Raw genomic sequence first — 14,899 nt, 5'->3', positions numbered from 1 at the left:
ATTTGTCTTTGTCATGTGGCAAAGGTACAAACTTTATTCCTTTCTTCGTATACCACTTGGCAATATATTTTGGTTAGCCCTCCCCCTAAGGCATCCACGGACTTTTGCAACTGACCCGCTTTTTCTCACGAAATTCTATAGAGTTTTTTCGATCATCTCGGTGACTTTACCTCATCAAAGCGGTGATTTGATGAGGTAAAATCACCGAGATGACACAATGAAATCACTGCTTTCTCACTTTTGGAATGCTTTTCCGGCGTTCAACTCCTTGTTTTTTGATTTTTCTTTCTCTATAATGCAAGTTGCCGTAGAGGACTTTTTGTAGGATTTATTTCTATTGGTTGCAATGCCCGTTCCTATTGGTTAAATAAATAAAAAAGCAGGTGGGCAAAGGTACATCCTATCTCCAAATCTCTTATTTTTGCAAGTGAAGTGACGAAAGTCATTGCATGTGTTTTTTAACCAATCGTTTTCCTTAAAGCCTAATTCGCTATGATGAAAATTGGAATTCCCAAAGAGATCAAGCAGGGTGAGAGTCGTGTAGGCATGACTCCCGCCGGTGTCGCAGAGTTGATTAAGCACGGTCACCATGTCTTCGTACAGCATACGGCTGGAGAAGGTAGTGGTTTCGCCGATGAGGCATACGAGCACGTAGGTGCTGAGATACTGCCGACGATCGAGGATGTCTATGCCCAGTCGGATATGATTATCAAGGTCAAGGAACCGATCGAACCGGAGTATGCGCTGATTCGCAAAGACCAGTTGGTCTACACCTATTTCCATTTTGCCAGTGACCGGCCGTTGACTGAGGCTATGATCAAGAGCGGTGCTGTGTGCCTGGCCTACGAGACGGTGGAGGAAGCAGACCACAGTCTGCCGTTGCTGCGCCCGATGAGCGAGGTAGCCGGACGTATGGCTGTTCTCAATGGTGCCTATTATCTTCAGAAGACAAAAGGCGGAAAGGGGAAGCTCATCAGTGGTGTGCCCGGCGTGAAACCGACGAAGGTGCTTGTCCTTGGCGGAGGTACTGTTGGTGAGGCTGCTGCCCGCATGGCAGCTGGAATGGGTGCTGATGTGGTGATCACGGACATTTCTTTGCCCCGTCTGCGTCAGCTGAGCATCGAGTTGCCGGCTAATGTGACGACACTCTACTCGTCTGAGCACAACATCCGGCAGGAGTTGCGCGATGTAGACATCGTCATCGGCTCAGTATTGATCCCCGGTGACAAGACTCCCCATTTGATTACACGCGACATGCTCAGTCTGATGGAGCCCGGAACGGTATTGGTCGATGTGGCCATCGACCAGGGTGGTTGTTTTGAGACTTCCCATCCGACGACACATGCCGAACCGGTCTATACCGTAGACGGCATCGTGCATTACTGCGTGACAAACATCCCCGGTGCAGTGCCAAACACGTCGACCATGGCACTGACCAACGCTACGTTGAAATACGCTTTGCAGCTGGCTGACAAGGGCTGGCGCAAAGCATGTGAAGACAATCCGGCCCTGCGCAAAGGCCTGAACATCGTTGAAGGCAAGGTGGTGTTCAAACCTATCGCTGATGTGTGGGGATTGAAATAAAAAAAAAGGGTGTATCAAAATTCTGGTTCATCCTCTTTTTCGTATTATTTTTTAAAACAAAGCCTCGACTTTCACAAGCCGGGGCTTTGTCATATCACAAAAATTTAGTATCTTTGTGGTATAAACGAATTACATGGCAAAAATACACTTTCTTGATTACAATCCCAAACAAATTATCCTTTTTCCTCAACGTCTTGACAAAGATATTGCAACAAACGTTTATACAGAAATTTAGCAAGATTTTTAACGCTTGTTTTTACTGCCTTACAAATGATGGGTCGCTGCGTAGATTTTAATCATTCCCTGCGTAGCGAACGATCTTTTTCTATAGCGTTACAACATTGGGAACATAGCTTCGACCCCGCAAGAACATAGCTTCGACCCCGCAAGAATGCAGCTTCAAACCCACTCAATCAAGGGCAACAGGATCATCGAGGTCAACCACCGTCTTGCCAAATACAGAAAGCAGGCCGCGGAAAGACTTACTTCGGAAGAAGGAATAAAATATAGGGGAAAAATGCATAGAGCCAGAGGCCGTCTTCGGACAGATGAAATACGACATGAACTACAAACGCTTCAGGCACTTCGGTATGGACAATGTCAAGATGGATTTTGCTTTCTTTGCAATTGCTTTCAACATAAAGAAAATGTGCTCGAAAATCAATAAAAAAAGGCAAGGGAAAGCCTTTTGGAGCCGCTAATACGGCCTATTTCTGCCTCCTTGCGGTCCTGACGACTCTAGAAACAGCGAAAAATGGAATTTTAACTAAAAAGTCGGCCTAATCCTAATTTTACGACTATCATTGTAAAAGAAAAGAGGATGCACCATAAAACTTAATTATGATACACCCTCCTTTATTATTATCTTTCAGTAGGAACTTTCTTTGCTTAGAAGTTCTCAGCCTTGAGCTCGAAGAAGCTCTGCGGATGCTTGCAGACGGGGCAAACCTCGGGAGCCTTAGGACCAACAACGACGTGTCCGCAGTTGCGGCAAACCCAGATGGCATCACCGTCGCGGCTGAAGACGAGGGCATCCTCGATGTTCTTCAACAGCTTGCGATAGCGCTCCTCGTGAGTCTTCTCGATGGCAGCGACAGCGCGGAACTTGTATGCGAGCTCTGTGAAGCCTTCCTCCTCGGCATCCTTAGCCATGCGGTCGTACATGTCAGTCCACTCGTAGTTCTCGCCGTCGGCAGCAGCCTTGAGGTTCTCGCGTGTGCTCTTGATGTCGCCGCCTTCGAGATACTTGAACCACAGCTTGGCGTGCTCCTTCTCGTTCTGAGCGGTCTCCTCGAAGATAGCAGCGATCTGCTCGTAGCCATCCTTACGTGCCTTGGAAGCGAAGTAAGTGTATTTGTTACGTGCCTGGCTCTCACCAGCGAAAGCCTCCTGGAGGTTTTTCTCTGTCTTTGTTCCTTTCAGTTCTTTCATAATGTTTTTGATGTTAATGGTTGTGTGGCATTGCCACGTGTTGTGTTTATATTGTTACAATGCAAAGTTAAGCGTCTTTTTCGGAATATCCAAAAAATATGCGACTAACCTTTCATAACTATTGTTAATGACTATTATGGGTTACTGCTCACGAAACATCCGCAGTACATCGCAGTGCGAGACGTAAGGGTTTGACTGATAGGCGGGATTGAGCGTGAGGAAGTTGTCGAGTTGTGTTAAAGCCTTATACTGTCTTGTCTGCTTTTGGAAGTTGATTTTCTCGTCCGGATAGATGAAGGGATAGCCTTCTGCGGCGTTGTCACGACGGATGAAAGCCAAGGCGTAGAGGCTCTTGAACTGGATATTTTTGTCGCCTTTGAGTGAGCACTCGTCCAGATAGTTGATGGCATCGAGAATCAGGTCACGGTCGCCGGTGCGCACGGAGTCCAGGCAGCTCCAGTCGTAATGGGTGAGATACCAGCAGTCGCCTTCGTAGCTGGCCTGATAGAGTCGTGTGGCGAGATCGTAAGCCAGGCGGGCACGCAGTGTGTCGCTGCTTGCGTTTTGGTAGCGGTGTTGCAAGTTGGTGATGTCCTGGCAGAAGGTGAGCTTCTGGTTGCCGGTGATGGCAACGGAGCGTGGACCGGTTTGCAACGTGTCGGCGATGACCTGATGCACGAACCAGCGCGGGCGCTGATAGTTACGTCGCCCGATGTATCCACAGATATTTGAGTTGTAGATGAAGTCGGTGCTTACCTTTTTAAGATATGGTATCGCTTCTTCAAAATGGCCGGCAGCCATGAGACGTGTACCAATGAGATCGTTGTAGTAGTCGTCGCTCAGGTAACTGCTCTTGCAGGCTGCCTCAGCGAGCGGACTGTCGGTATGCGTTGCGTGGAGGTAAGCGACGTATTGTTTGAGTGAGTCGACGGTGAGATGTTGTAAAGCATCGTAGTAGTCACCCGACCAGTCCGGCAGGTCGTTGTAGCTGTTAGCCGGTTGATAGTAAGTGGGCACATGCTTTCTTATGCTTGGCAGCGTGCCGTCATTGTCGTGGTTGTCCATATTGGCGAGCATGGCGAGAGCGAGGAAGCCATTGCCCTGCTTTTGCAGTTCGGGCACGAGATGGTTGTAGACCATGCGTTGCAGCATGTTGGCGAAATATGTGTCCGTCACGTAGGTGATGCCCTGTTCGTCCTTTGTTTCTGCCAGTTTGGTCATGCTGCGCATCCACTCGATCTCTTTGATAAGATGGCTTTGCTGCTGTTCGTCCATCTTCTCGGTGTAGACGCTGTTGATGTCCGCGATGGCGCGGGCGTTGTCGTGCATGCGTTGTGTGCCTTCGGCAGTGATGGCCCGGGCGAGCGAAGCTCTCGCTGCACTATAGTCGCCGAGGAGGAATTGCAGTGCCCCCGTGGCCTCGTGCCAGAGTGCCGGCGTAGTGGTTTTGCCTTCTTTCAGTACTTGTGCGGCGAAGGCGATGAAGGCTTGTGCCTCATCTTGATAGATCGCGCGGGCACCGACTTCCTCGATGGCCTCGGTATATTCCTTTTTGGTCCACCGGGCCTTGTCGGCATCCGGGATGAAAGCCGACGGACGGGTGTAGACATCCTGCGTCTCCTGCATGTTGTTGACAAAGTCCTGTACGAGATAGGGCAGCACACGGCTGTTGGCATCGCGGGCATAGATGGCCTTGATACCACTGAGATTGCGGTAGTGGCGCACGCACCAGCGCATGCTCTGCTGGTCGTTTTGACGGGCATAGATCTCCAGCGCGTCACGCTGTTTGCCGGTCTTGAGCAGTGCGCGTGCATAGATGTTCTCCATCATGTCGCGGTAGACGCTCTGTGGCATACGGCTGGCCGTGGTCTTCCAGTAGCTGATGTTCTGGGTGTTGTAGCCCAAGAGCATGTTGGCGCGCATGGCGAGCAGGCGGTATTGAGCCAGCAGACGGCGTCCACGATAAGCCTTTGCGGCAGCGAGCATCTGCGTGAGTCCCTGCCTGCGTCGCAGCAGTTGCTCGCGGGTGGGATATTCCCAGGTGTTGGTGAGATCACGGCTGATCTTGAGATATTTATTGAGCCAGCCGAGATAGCGCACCATCTCATAGTCCTTCTTCTGCCGTGCCAGCTTCATGATGAAGGTGGGCGCGTCGGTATTGGTCTTGCTGTCCCAACCGTCGACATAGCCCTCAACACGTCCGTTGGTGTACTGTTTCCAAAAGTCGTTGATGGCTTTGAGCTGTTTGCTGTCAGTCTGTTGCTGTGTCGGCTCCACGCACATGAGGTAATAGTTATAGGTGGGTTTCTCCGGCACGCAAGCCATCGATCTGCCGACAGTCATCAGCAGGAGGCTAACGATGATAAATCTTTTCATAATCAGAAGCTTGGAATCTTTTTATGTTGTTGGTTTGTAAATCATAGAGTATAATCTCGTCGTGAGCATCGGGTCGCAGCTCGCTGATCGTCTGATGCGCTTCGAGAATGTGCCGCAGGTCGGTGTCGCGCGTGATGATCTTGTCGCCCGGCAATATCGGATAGTCGTCGTCGCTGTGGAGAATGCCGACGAAGTGGCCGCCACGGAAGAGCACACGCCAGGAGAAGATGGGGTAGGCGGTGGATAGGGGCAGGCGGTAGGTGGCGAGATGCCGCAGGTAGGGCTTCACGTCGGCAATGTTCAGTATGGGGTAGCGGTTGCTGATGTCGCGCACGTCGCCGGTGTTATATGCCATCAGCACGCCGCGGTCGGCAGGCGGCACGGGTTGTGTGAGCTGATGAAAGCGGATGGTGGTCGACAACTGCAAGTGTTGCTCGTGTGCCAAGTCACGCAGGACAGAGAGAAAATCGAAGTAGGTGCGTCGTGTGCTGACGGTCCAGTCGCAGTCGATCTGCAGTTCGTTGACAGGTCCGATCTGTAGCGTGCTTGTCATCTGTCTGACGCGTTGCAGGATCTTTTCGGCCAAGTCCGTTGCCTCAATATGGTTTTGCCCTATTGCCTTCATGCAGTCGTTGGTGATGTAGACCACCGGTGTCACCGTCACTCCTTTGGGCACGCGCCCCACCACATTGACACTGGCGTTGGGCATCGGCGTGCCGTTGGTCAGCACTACGTCGAAGTATCGCAGATAGATATGGGTAACGCGCTCGTGCCGGATGAATGCTGCCACGGTCGAGTCGTCGGGCGAGAATGTCGTCTGCCAGCAATAGACGGAGCGCCGGGGCTGAGCTGTGTGCTCCTCTCGTCGGCATCCAGCCAGCATCACGATCAAAAGCGACGCAAGCAGAAGCGTACAGAGACCGAACTGTCTTTTCTCATTCATATATCATTACTTTACTGGCGCAAAGGTATAACAAAGAAATGAGTCCGCAAAGAAAGCCAAGGCTTATTTTGCCGTATTGCTTACGTTGCGGTAAATCTTAAAGCCGAGGGCAGCAATCGTCATGCTCATCAGCGGGCAGAGATAGCAGAAGACGGTGTAGGGCAGATAGGTGAGCGTTGGCACATTGAGTACCGATGACTGTGTCATGCCGCACGTACTCCAGGGCACGAGCACAGATGTCACCGTACTGGAGTCCTCGATACTACGGCTGAGCAGACGCGGCTCGAAGCCCTCTTTCTCATAGATGCTCTTGTACATGCTGGCGCTGAGCATGATAGAGAGATATTGGTCGGCGACGGTGGTGTTGAAGAAGATACCCGAGATGACGGTGGAGGCAACCAGTCCGAAACGCGTGCGCGTCAGGGGCAGGAGCAGGTGCATGATGTTGGCAAGCATGCCGCTGGCCTTCAAGACGCCGCCAAAGCAGATGGCACAGAGGATCAGCCATACTGTGCCCATCATGCCCTGCATGCCACGGGTGGCAAGAAGGGCATCGCAAGCTGAGTTGCCGGTGTGTACGGCAGTAGTACCGAAACCACTGAGCATGACGCCTTTGAAGAGTGTCAGCGCGGTGGTGTCGTGGGCACCGATGACCTCAGCGAGAATATGAGGTTGGAAGAAGATGGCAAAGAGTCCGGCCAGAACAGAGGAGGCAAAGAGCACGATGATCGCGGGAAGCTTGCGGGCGATCATCAGTGCGGTGGCTACGGGTACGATGAGCAGCCATGGCGAGAGATTGTATTTGCCTTGTAAGGCCAGGGTGAAAGCAGAGGTGTCGATGGCAGAATGACCGGCTACGAAGAGTCCGGCGACGGCATATACGATCAGCGCGATGACGACGGCAGGCACAGTGGTAATGGTCATGTAGCGTATATGTGTGAACAGTGGTGTGCCCACCACACTGGATGCCAGCACTGTAGTGTCGGAGAGTGGCGACATCTTATCACCGAAATAGGCGCCGGAGAGTATGGCTCCGGCAGTCCAGCCATCGCTGAATCCAAGTGCCTTGCCAATGCCCATGAGAGCAATGCCAATGGTTGCCACGGTGGTCCAGGAGCTGCCCGTCATCACAGAGACAAAGCCACTGATGACACAACAGCACAGCAGGAAGACGTAGGGATTGATGATCTTCATGCCCCAGTAGATCAGCGTGGGGACCACACCGCTGACAGTCCATGTGCCGGAGAGCAGGCCGATGAGCAGCAGGATGACGATAGCTGTTCCCACGCTGCCGATGGACTTGTTGATCTCTGTCTCCAATGTCTTCCATGGAATATGGAAGCCTAATACCGCGATCAGACCGCAGACTCCCGTAGAGAGTATCAGTGCCAGCTGGCTGCCGCCGGAAAGCGCGTCTGTTCCGTAGACGTGAATGACAATGCCAAGAAACGCCATCAGGAAGACGACGGGGGCAAGAGAGAGTACATACCTCATAAGGTGTAGCGTGTTTTGTAGTGAACGATGAATAGCATCAGTGCTGTGTGCAGGATCAAGAGTTGGCTTGCCATCAACATTTCTCCATGTGATAGCCCAAAGACTTCAGTTCCATGGCTGCCCCCATCAAGTACATCTCATGGAGCGCGGCAATGAAGACCCGAAAAGCGTCCGGCGTGCCGGGCTCCACATGCAGGTGGCTGATCGTGTTGAAAGTGCGTGCGGCACACTCGCCGACGGTTTGCTGTAGCTTCTCGCCTTGTTCGGGCGTGAGATGAAGAACCTGCTGGCGGATGTAGTCGTCGAGATGATCAAAGTCAGTGTTGAGTATCATCATCTTGTAGAGGTCGGGGACATGGCTGTAGCGTTCCCAATCCTCGTCCCAATAGTAGGCAATCGCCATGCCGATATACATCATCCATCCGAGTGCCACGGTGGGGTAGTGGTTCCATTCGCGCAGTGCGTCGGTCAGATAACTCTCGCCGATGGTAGCCCACAGAGCCTCGATGTCCGGAGCTTCGGGAAAGTGCTTGTCGATGAGATCGTGGGCCTCCAGATACGAGGCGAGGTCTTTATGAAAGGTATCCTCAAATTCTTTCGTTCTGTTCTCTTCCATTGTCTTGCAACCTTTCTTTGTTGTATAGAAACAAATATCGGGAGGGTAAGTTCCCTCCCGTTGCTTTGTTTAGGCTTCAGAGCCTAAGATCTGTTGTGCATGTTCCTTCACCTTGATTTGCTTCGGCCGGAAGATCTCGGTGATCACACCGTTCTCGTCGGTCACGAAAGTTGTGCGGAACGTACCCATGGTGGTCTTTCCGTACATCTTCTTCTCACCGTAGGCGCCGAGCGTCTCCACGAGTTTCTTGTCGGTGTCAGCGATGAGAGGGAAGGGCAGGTTATATTTTGCGATGAACTTCTTGTGGCTCTCTGCACTCTGAATGCTCACGCCGACGACAGCATAACCTTTGTCGAGCATCGACTGATAGTTGTCGCGCAGGTTGCAAGCCTCGTTGGTGCATCCCGGCGTGGAGTCGCGCGGATAGATATAGAGTACGAGCTTCTTGCCTTGGAAGTCGCTCAACTTCACTTCGTTGCCGTCCTGGTCAAGTCCCAGGAACTCCGGCAGTTTGTCTCCTATTTCCATAATAATAATGTGTTATTGTGTTATTGTCTATCTTCAAACAGAAGTCCGTTATTTCATAAACACGAAGTACACCGCTGCTATCAGGCAGGCGAAGGCCGCAAGATGGTTCCAGTGAAGGCTTTGTCCCTGAAAGAGTATGTTCGCAATAACGGCAAAGACGATCAACGAGACACACTCCTGGATCACTTTCAACTGTATGAGCGAGAAGGGTCCGCCGTCGCCTTGGAAGCCGATACGGTTGGCGGGTACCTGGCAACAATACTCGAAGAAGGCGATGCACCACGAAAAGACGATGACGCCGATCAGTGGCCAGTGGTTACTGATGTGTGCCTGTTGCAGTTTCAGATGGCCATACCACGCCAAAGTCATAAAGACATTGCTGCACAAAAGCAATGCGATAGTAGATAATCCCCGATACACTTCCTTTATCGTTTACTTGTTGCTTGTGGCACTCTTGGCGTCGCTGATGACAGAGAGTACCACGTACCATGCGATGATAATGGCGAAAGCGTATTCCTGGAAGATGATCAGCAGCGGCACACAAGTGATGAGGAAAGAGTAGCGAAGCTCGTTGCCCTTCCATCCCCAGTGCTTAAATTTCAGTGCGAACATCGGTATCTCGGCGATGAGCAGCCATGAGCTGACGAGCATGAGGGCGATGAGAGCCACGGACATATAAGGCGACAGCGTCTCCCAATACTTGGCACTGAGGATCAGCGAACCCCAGAAGAGAGCGTTGGCAGGCGTCGGCAGTCCGATGAATCCCATGGTCTGACGCTCGTCGAGATTGAACTTGGCGAGACGAAGTGCCGAAAAGGCTGCCATGACATAAGCCACGAAAGCCACATAGTCGCTCACTGGCTGAAGCCAAGAGGGATAGTCCATCACGAGCAACTGGGAGAACAGCATCGTAGAGGGAGCCACGCCGAAGGTGACATCGTCGGCCAATGAGTCCAACTCCTTACCGATTGGTGAGGGCACATGCAGCAGACGCGCGCTCATACCATCGAAGAAATCAAAAACGGCCCCGATGATAATCCACAGCAATGCCAGTTCCGGGTCGTGGAAAAAAGCAAAGCACGTAGCGATGCAACCCGAGATGAGGTTGCAACAAGTCAGCGTGTTGGGGATATGTTTCTTGATATTCATAGTGAATACAAAATCTGTTTGTCAGTGTGATATACTCCTTATTATATATACTGTACATTCAGTGACAATATAATTATTATTTATGCACTGTACATTATACATTATAATTTATACACTATACATTATACATTATTTAGGGCAGCTTTGCGAGGATCGTCTGGTCGCCCGTTGTCTTCTGTCCCATCTTCACCATCACTTTGCTGTCCAATGGCAGGAAGACATCCACACGTGAGCCGAGCTTGATGAATCCCAAGTGCTCGTCGATATAGCAGTCTTCCCCCTCCTTGGCGTAGGTGACGATGCGGCGGGCCACAGCACCGGCAATTTGGCGGCACAGCACGTCGACACCGTGCTCTGTCGTGATCATTGTGTCAGCGCGCTCGTTCTCTTCGCTGGCCTTTGGCAGCCAAGCCTTGTGGTAGTTGCCGTTCTGATGCTTGACAAACTTCACCTTTCCGTCGACTGGGAACCAATTGGCGTGTACGTTGAAGAGACTCATGAAGATACTGATCATCAACCGCTTGTCATGGAAATACTCATTCTCCTCTACCTCTTCGATCACCACGATCTTACCGTCAGCGGGAGCCACGACGATCTTGTCGGTGTCTTCCACGTTGAGGTATCTCACCGGACACTGGTAGAAATTAAAGACGATGCCATAGACAACACCAAAGACAACGATGAACAGCCAAAACGGCCATTTCGTGTCAAAGCCGTACCATAGTGCGGCTCCGGCGGCAATGATGAAGATGAGTCCGTAGAGCAATGTGTCATTGCCCTCACGGTGTATGCGTATTTTCTTTAGTTTCTGTATCTTTTTTCCCATGTTTGCTCTAAGAGAGTTTTCGGTTTTTCTTTTCAGTTGCTTGCAAAGTTAATTCTTTTTTATCACTCCTACAAATTTTTTATACGCTACTTTTGGCTGTCTCGCTTTTTAGGCGTAACTTTACACTCGGATTAAGCACATGATAAGCTTTTTTACTTTCAAAGAGAAGAATTGATGGAAGATTTCGTTCATTTGCACGTACATACTCATTATTCCATACTTGACGGTCAGTCCAAGGTGCCTCACCTGGTCGATAAAGCCATCAAGGACGGCATGAAGGGCATGGCCATTACCGACCACGGCGTGATGTATGGCATCAAGGAGTTCTCGGACTATTGTGCCGGTGTCAACAAGCAGCGCAAGGCCGACGGACTGGAGCCGTTCAAGCCTATCTTTGGCTGTGAGATGTATGTAGCGCACCATCACAAGGAGGACAAGAACAAGGATGCCGGCGACAAGTCGGGCTATCACCTCATCGTCTTGGCAAAGAACTACCACGGATATAAGAATCTCATCAAGCTCGTCAGCCGCGCCTGGACCGACGGATACTATTACCGGCCACGTACCGACCGCTACGACTTGGAGAAATACCACGAGGATCTGATCGTCTGCTCGGCGTGTATTGCCGGCGAGGTGCCTGCCAAGATACTCAAAGGCGACATCGAGGGTGCCAAGGAAGCTGCCCGCTGGTACCACCGGGTCTTTGGTGATGACTACTATCTCGAGTTGCAGCGCCATGAGGTCAAAGACCCTAACATCCGTGCCAACCGCGATACCTTCCCCTTGCAGCAGCGTGCCAATGCCGTGCTGATGAAGATCGCAAAGGAAGAAGGCATCAAGCTCGTATGCACCAACGACTGCCACTTCGAGGACAAAGACACCGCTGAGGCCCACGACCACCTGCTCTGTCTGGCCACCGGAAAGGATCTTGATGATCCCACCCGTATGCTCTATACCAAGCAGGAGTGGTTTAAGACACAGCAGGAGATGAACGACATCTTCAGCGATGTGCCCGAGGCGTTGCGCAACACGCAGGAGATTCTCAATAAGGTAGAGATCTACAGTATCGACCACGGACCCATCATGCCGTTCTTCCCCATCCCTGAGAGCTTCGGTACGGAAGAGGAATGGCACAAGAAATTCACCGAGGAGCAACTCTTCAAAGAGTTCACTACCGATGAGCACGGCGAGAATCCGTTGCCTCCCGACAAGGCGCAGGCCGTCATCGACCGACTCGGCGGCTACGACAAGATCTACCGCATCAAGTTCGAGGCCGACTATCTGGCCAAGCTCGCCTATGACGGTGCGAAGAAACGCTACGGCGATCCGCTGCCCGACAACGTCAAGGAGCATATCAACTTCGAGTTGCATGTGATGAAGACGATGGGTTTCCCAGGCTACTTCCTCATCGTGCAGGACTTCATCAATGCCGCCCGCAACGAGCTCGGCGTGTGGGTGGGACCAGGACGTGGCTCTGCCGCCGGCTCTGTTGTCGCCTATTGTCTGGGTATCACCAAGATAGACCCGCTGAAATACGACTTGCTGTTTGAGCGTTTCCTCAACCCCGATCGTGTCAACCTACCGGATATTGATACCGACTTCGACGACGACGGGCGTGGCAAGGTGCTCCGTTGGGTCATGGACAAATACGGGCACGAGAACTGTGCCCACATCATCACCTATGGCAGTATGGCCACGAAGAACTCACTCGCCGACGTGGCGCGTGTGGAGAAACTCCCCTTGGAGAAGGCCAACGCATTGAAGAAAGCTATCCCCGACCGACTGCCCGACGGCATGAAGATGAATCTCGAGAATGCCATCAAGTGCACGCCGGAGCTGCGCGAGGCAATGGCTTCGCCCGATCCCCGTGAGCGCAACACCATCAAATATGCCCGTCAGCTCGAGGGTACCATCCGTGGCACCGGCCTTCATGCATGCGGTTTCATCATCTGCCGGGACCCGATCAGTGACTGGGTTCCCGTGTCCACAGCCGACGACCCCGACTTCCCGGGACTGAAATGCGCCGTCACGCAATACGACGGACACGTCATCGAGTCCACCGGACTGATCAAGATGGACTTCCTCGGACTGAAGACGCTCTCTGAGTTGAAGGAGGCTTGTAAGGTCATCAAGCAGACGACGGGCGACGTCATCGACCTCGACAACATCCCCATCGACGATGATCTCACCTATAAACTCTATCAGCAGGGACGCACCATCGGTACTTTCCAGTTTGAGTCGCCAGGTATGCAGAAATACCTGCGTGAGCTGAAGCCGACGGTTTTTGAGGACTTGATCGCTATGAACGCTCTTTACCGTCCGGGACCAATGGACTATATCCCTTCGTTCATTGCCCGCAAGAACGGTCAGGAGCCGATCACCTACGACATTCCTTGCATGGAGAAATACCTCAAGGACACCTACGGTATCACTGTCTATCAGGAGCAGGTGATGCTTCTCTCGCGTCAGCTGGCCAACTTCACGCGTGGACAGAGCGATGCCCTGCGTAAGGCCATGGGTAAGAAAAAGAAGAAGATCGTCGACCAGATGAAGCCGCTCTTTCTCGAAGGCGGTCAGAAGAACGGTCACGACCCGAAGGTGCTGGAGAAGATATGGTCAGACTGGGAGAAGTTCGCTTCCTATGCTTTCAACAAGTCTCACGCCACCTGCTACTCCTGGGTGGCCTACCAGACCGCCTATCTCAAGGCTCACTACCCGGCAGAATACATGGCTGCCCTGATGACACGCCGCCACAGCGACATCGGCGAGATCACCAAGCTCATGGAGGAATGCAAGTCGATGAACATCCCGACACTGGGACCTGATGTCAACGAGAGCTATGTGCAGTTTGGTGTGAACAAAAATGGTGAGATCCGTTTTGGCCTCTCTGCTATCAAGGGCATGGGTGCCGGCGCTGCCGCCGCCATTGTCAGGGAGCGGGAAGCCAACGGACCTTATAAAGATATCTACGACTTTGCCGAGCGCGTCAGCCTGAAGGATGTCAACCGCAAGGCTTTTGAGAGTCTGGCGCTCAGCGGTGGCTTCGACTGTTTCGGCAATCAGCGCGAGCAGTATCTGGCACCCAACGCCAAGGGAGAGATTTTCCTCGACCTCATCGTGCGCTTCGGCCAGCAATACCAGGAGGATAAGAGCCAGGCTGCCAACTCGCTCTTCGGAGCCATGGCCGGCGATATTGCCGTGGCCACGCCGCCGTTGCCCAAGGCAGAGCCGTGGAGCTCTATCGAGCGCTTGGGCAAGGAGAAAGAGCTCGTCGGCATCTATCTCAGTGCACATCCGCTGGATGAATACGCCATCGTACTGCGCCATCTGTGCAATACCAGTTGCGCAGAAGTCGGCAACCGCGACAACCGTGAGGAACTCTCACAGCGGGGTGAACTGACTTTCGGTGGAATGGTCACCAAAGTCAACACGCGCTACAACAAGCGTGGCGAGCCTTTCGGTATAGTAACTATAGAAGATTTCGAGGGGCCGGGAGAGCTTGCTCTCTTCGGCGACGATTGGGCGCGCTGGCAAGGATGGTTCAAGGAGGGCTCGCCGGTGTATGTCATTGCCAAGTGCTTCAAGCGTTTCCCGACAAGCCAATACTACAGCTTCAACGTGGTGAGCGTGGAGTTCCTCGCCAAAGTCAAGGACACACGCATCAACCGGCTGACGATTTCTGTCAAGAGCAAGGCTCTCGACGAGGCAACGGTCAGCGACCTGCTCTCGCTGGTCGACGAAAAACCGGGCAGGACAGAGCTCTACTTCAATGTCGACGACGAGGAGACGGGCACCAAGTTGCTCCTTCGCGCTACCACCAAGCGCGTGGAAGTGGGCAAGCAACTTGTCGAGTATGTCGACGGGCGGCAGGACATGACGCTGGTGCTCAACTGAGGAATGTATAATGTAGAGTGTATAAATAATGTATAATGTAGAGTGTATAAATAATAAT

The 14,899-nt window shown here is 52.3% G+C and carries 11 protein-coding genes and 1 pseudogene; 3 read left to right on the top strand and 9 right to left on the bottom strand.

Annotated elements, in window-relative coordinates:
* Positions 1–495 precede the first annotated feature (495 nt).
* Complete coding sequence (ald, locus tag NG346_RS11815) at positions 496–1,584, top strand: alanine dehydrogenase (RefSeq protein WP_262280956.1); 1,089 nt, start codon at positions 496–498, stop codon at positions 1,582–1,584.
* Positions 1,585–1,999: 415 nt separating this feature from the next.
* Positions 2,000–2,285: pseudogene (locus NG346_RS11810) on the top strand (transposase); the annotation flags it as partial.
* Between the two features lie 187 nt (positions 2,286–2,472).
* Here the strand turns inward: NG346_RS11810 and rbr are convergent.
* From rbr to NG346_RS11765, 9 genes are all read right to left on the bottom strand, one after another.
* Complete coding sequence (gene rbr, locus NG346_RS11805) at positions 2,473–3,015, bottom strand: rubrerythrin (RefSeq protein ID WP_262280937.1); 543 nt, start codon at positions 3,013–3,015, stop codon at positions 2,473–2,475.
* A 141-nt stretch (positions 3,016–3,156) separates the two neighbouring features.
* Complete coding sequence (locus tag NG346_RS11800; protein WP_262280938.1) at positions 3,157–5,391, bottom strand: hypothetical protein; 2,235 nt, start codon at positions 5,389–5,391, stop codon at positions 3,157–3,159.
* Positions 5,369–6,334 carry a hypothetical protein gene (locus NG346_RS11795; RefSeq protein ID WP_262280939.1) on the bottom strand — a complete coding sequence of 322 codons (966 nt, stop codon included), beginning with the start codon at positions 6,332–6,334 and terminating at the stop codon, positions 5,369–5,371. Before NG346_RS11795 ends, NG346_RS11800 begins: the two co-directional genes overlap by 23 nt.
* Positions 6,335–6,397: 63 nt before the next feature.
* Complete coding sequence (locus NG346_RS11790) at positions 6,398–7,828, bottom strand: Na+/H+ antiporter NhaC family protein (protein ID WP_262280940.1); 1,431 nt, start codon at positions 7,826–7,828, stop codon at positions 6,398–6,400.
* 73 nt (positions 7,829–7,901) lie between these two features.
* Positions 7,902–8,444 carry a hypothetical protein gene (locus NG346_RS11785; protein WP_262280941.1) on the bottom strand — a complete coding sequence of 181 codons (543 nt, stop codon included), beginning with the start codon at positions 8,442–8,444 and terminating at the stop codon, positions 7,902–7,904.
* Positions 8,445–8,513: 69 nt separating this feature from the next.
* A complete protein-coding gene (locus NG346_RS11780; RefSeq protein WP_262280942.1) occupies positions 8,514–8,972 on the bottom strand; it encodes a peroxiredoxin in 459 nt (152 codons plus the stop codon).
* Positions 8,973–9,020: 48 nt separating this feature from the next.
* The gene (locus NG346_RS11775; RefSeq protein ID WP_262280943.1) at positions 9,021–9,392 is read right to left on the bottom strand and encodes a DMT family protein; all 372 of its coding nucleotides are present in this window, start codon (positions 9,390–9,392) and stop codon (positions 9,021–9,023) included.
* 12 nt (positions 9,393–9,404) lie between these two features.
* Positions 9,405–10,121, bottom strand: coding sequence for a CDP-alcohol phosphatidyltransferase family protein (locus NG346_RS11770; protein WP_262280944.1), 717 nt, complete (start codon positions 10,119–10,121; stop codon positions 9,405–9,407).
* A gap of 133 nt (positions 10,122–10,254) precedes the next feature.
* Entirely contained in the window at positions 10,255–10,947 is a 693-nt protein-coding gene (locus tag NG346_RS11765; RefSeq protein ID WP_262280945.1) for a phosphatidylserine decarboxylase family protein, read from the bottom strand.
* 174 nt (positions 10,948–11,121) lie between these two features.
* Here NG346_RS11765 and dnaE point away from each other — a divergent pair, with 174 nt between their 5' ends.
* A complete protein-coding gene (gene dnaE / locus NG346_RS11760) occupies positions 11,122–14,841 on the top strand; it encodes a DNA polymerase III subunit alpha (protein ID WP_262280946.1) in 3,720 nt (1,239 codons plus the stop codon).
* The last annotated feature ends 58 nt before the right edge of the window (positions 14,842–14,899 follow it).

This window comes from Hallella absiana (genome assembly GCF_025457485.1).
GTDB classification, from domain to species: domain Bacteria; phylum Bacteroidota; class Bacteroidia; order Bacteroidales; family Bacteroidaceae; genus Prevotella; species Prevotella absiana.
This window is presented reverse-complemented; position numbering and strand designations above follow the sequence as displayed.

What these genes read in the sequence shown, in the direction of transcription:
- dnaE (WP_262280946.1), top strand. Translation starts at nt 11,122, where the DNA reads ATGGAAGATTTCGTTCATTTGCACGTACATACTCATTATTCCATACTT.
- NG346_RS11770 (WP_262280944.1), bottom strand. Translation starts at nt 10,121, where the DNA reads ATGAATATCAAGAAACATATCCCCAACACGCTGACTTGTTGCAACCTC.
- rbr (WP_262280937.1), bottom strand. Translation starts at nt 3,015, where the DNA reads ATGAAAGAACTGAAAGGAACAAAGACAGAGAAAAACCTCCAGGAGGCT.
- NG346_RS11800 (WP_262280938.1), bottom strand. Translation starts at nt 5,391, where the DNA reads ATGAAAAGATTTATCATCGTTAGCCTCCTGCTGATGACTGTCGGCAGA.
- NG346_RS11790 (WP_262280940.1), bottom strand. Translation starts at nt 7,828, where the DNA reads ATGAGGTATGTACTCTCTCTTGCCCCCGTCGTCTTCCTGATGGCGTTT.
- NG346_RS11780 (WP_262280942.1), bottom strand. Translation starts at nt 8,972, where the DNA reads ATGGAAATAGGAGACAAACTGCCGGAGTTCCTGGGACTTGACCAGGAC.
- NG346_RS11795 (WP_262280939.1), bottom strand. Translation starts at nt 6,334, where the DNA reads ATGAATGAGAAAAGACAGTTCGGTCTCTGTACGCTTCTGCTTGCGTCG.
- NG346_RS11765 (WP_262280945.1), bottom strand. Translation starts at nt 10,947, where the DNA reads ATGGGAAAAAAGATACAGAAACTAAAGAAAATACGCATACACCGTGAG.
- NG346_RS11785 (WP_262280941.1), bottom strand. Translation starts at nt 8,444, where the DNA reads ATGGAAGAGAACAGAACGAAAGAATTTGAGGATACCTTTCATAAAGAC.
- ald (WP_262280956.1), top strand. Translation starts at nt 496, where the DNA reads ATGAAAATTGGAATTCCCAAAGAGATCAAGCAGGGTGAGAGTCGTGTA.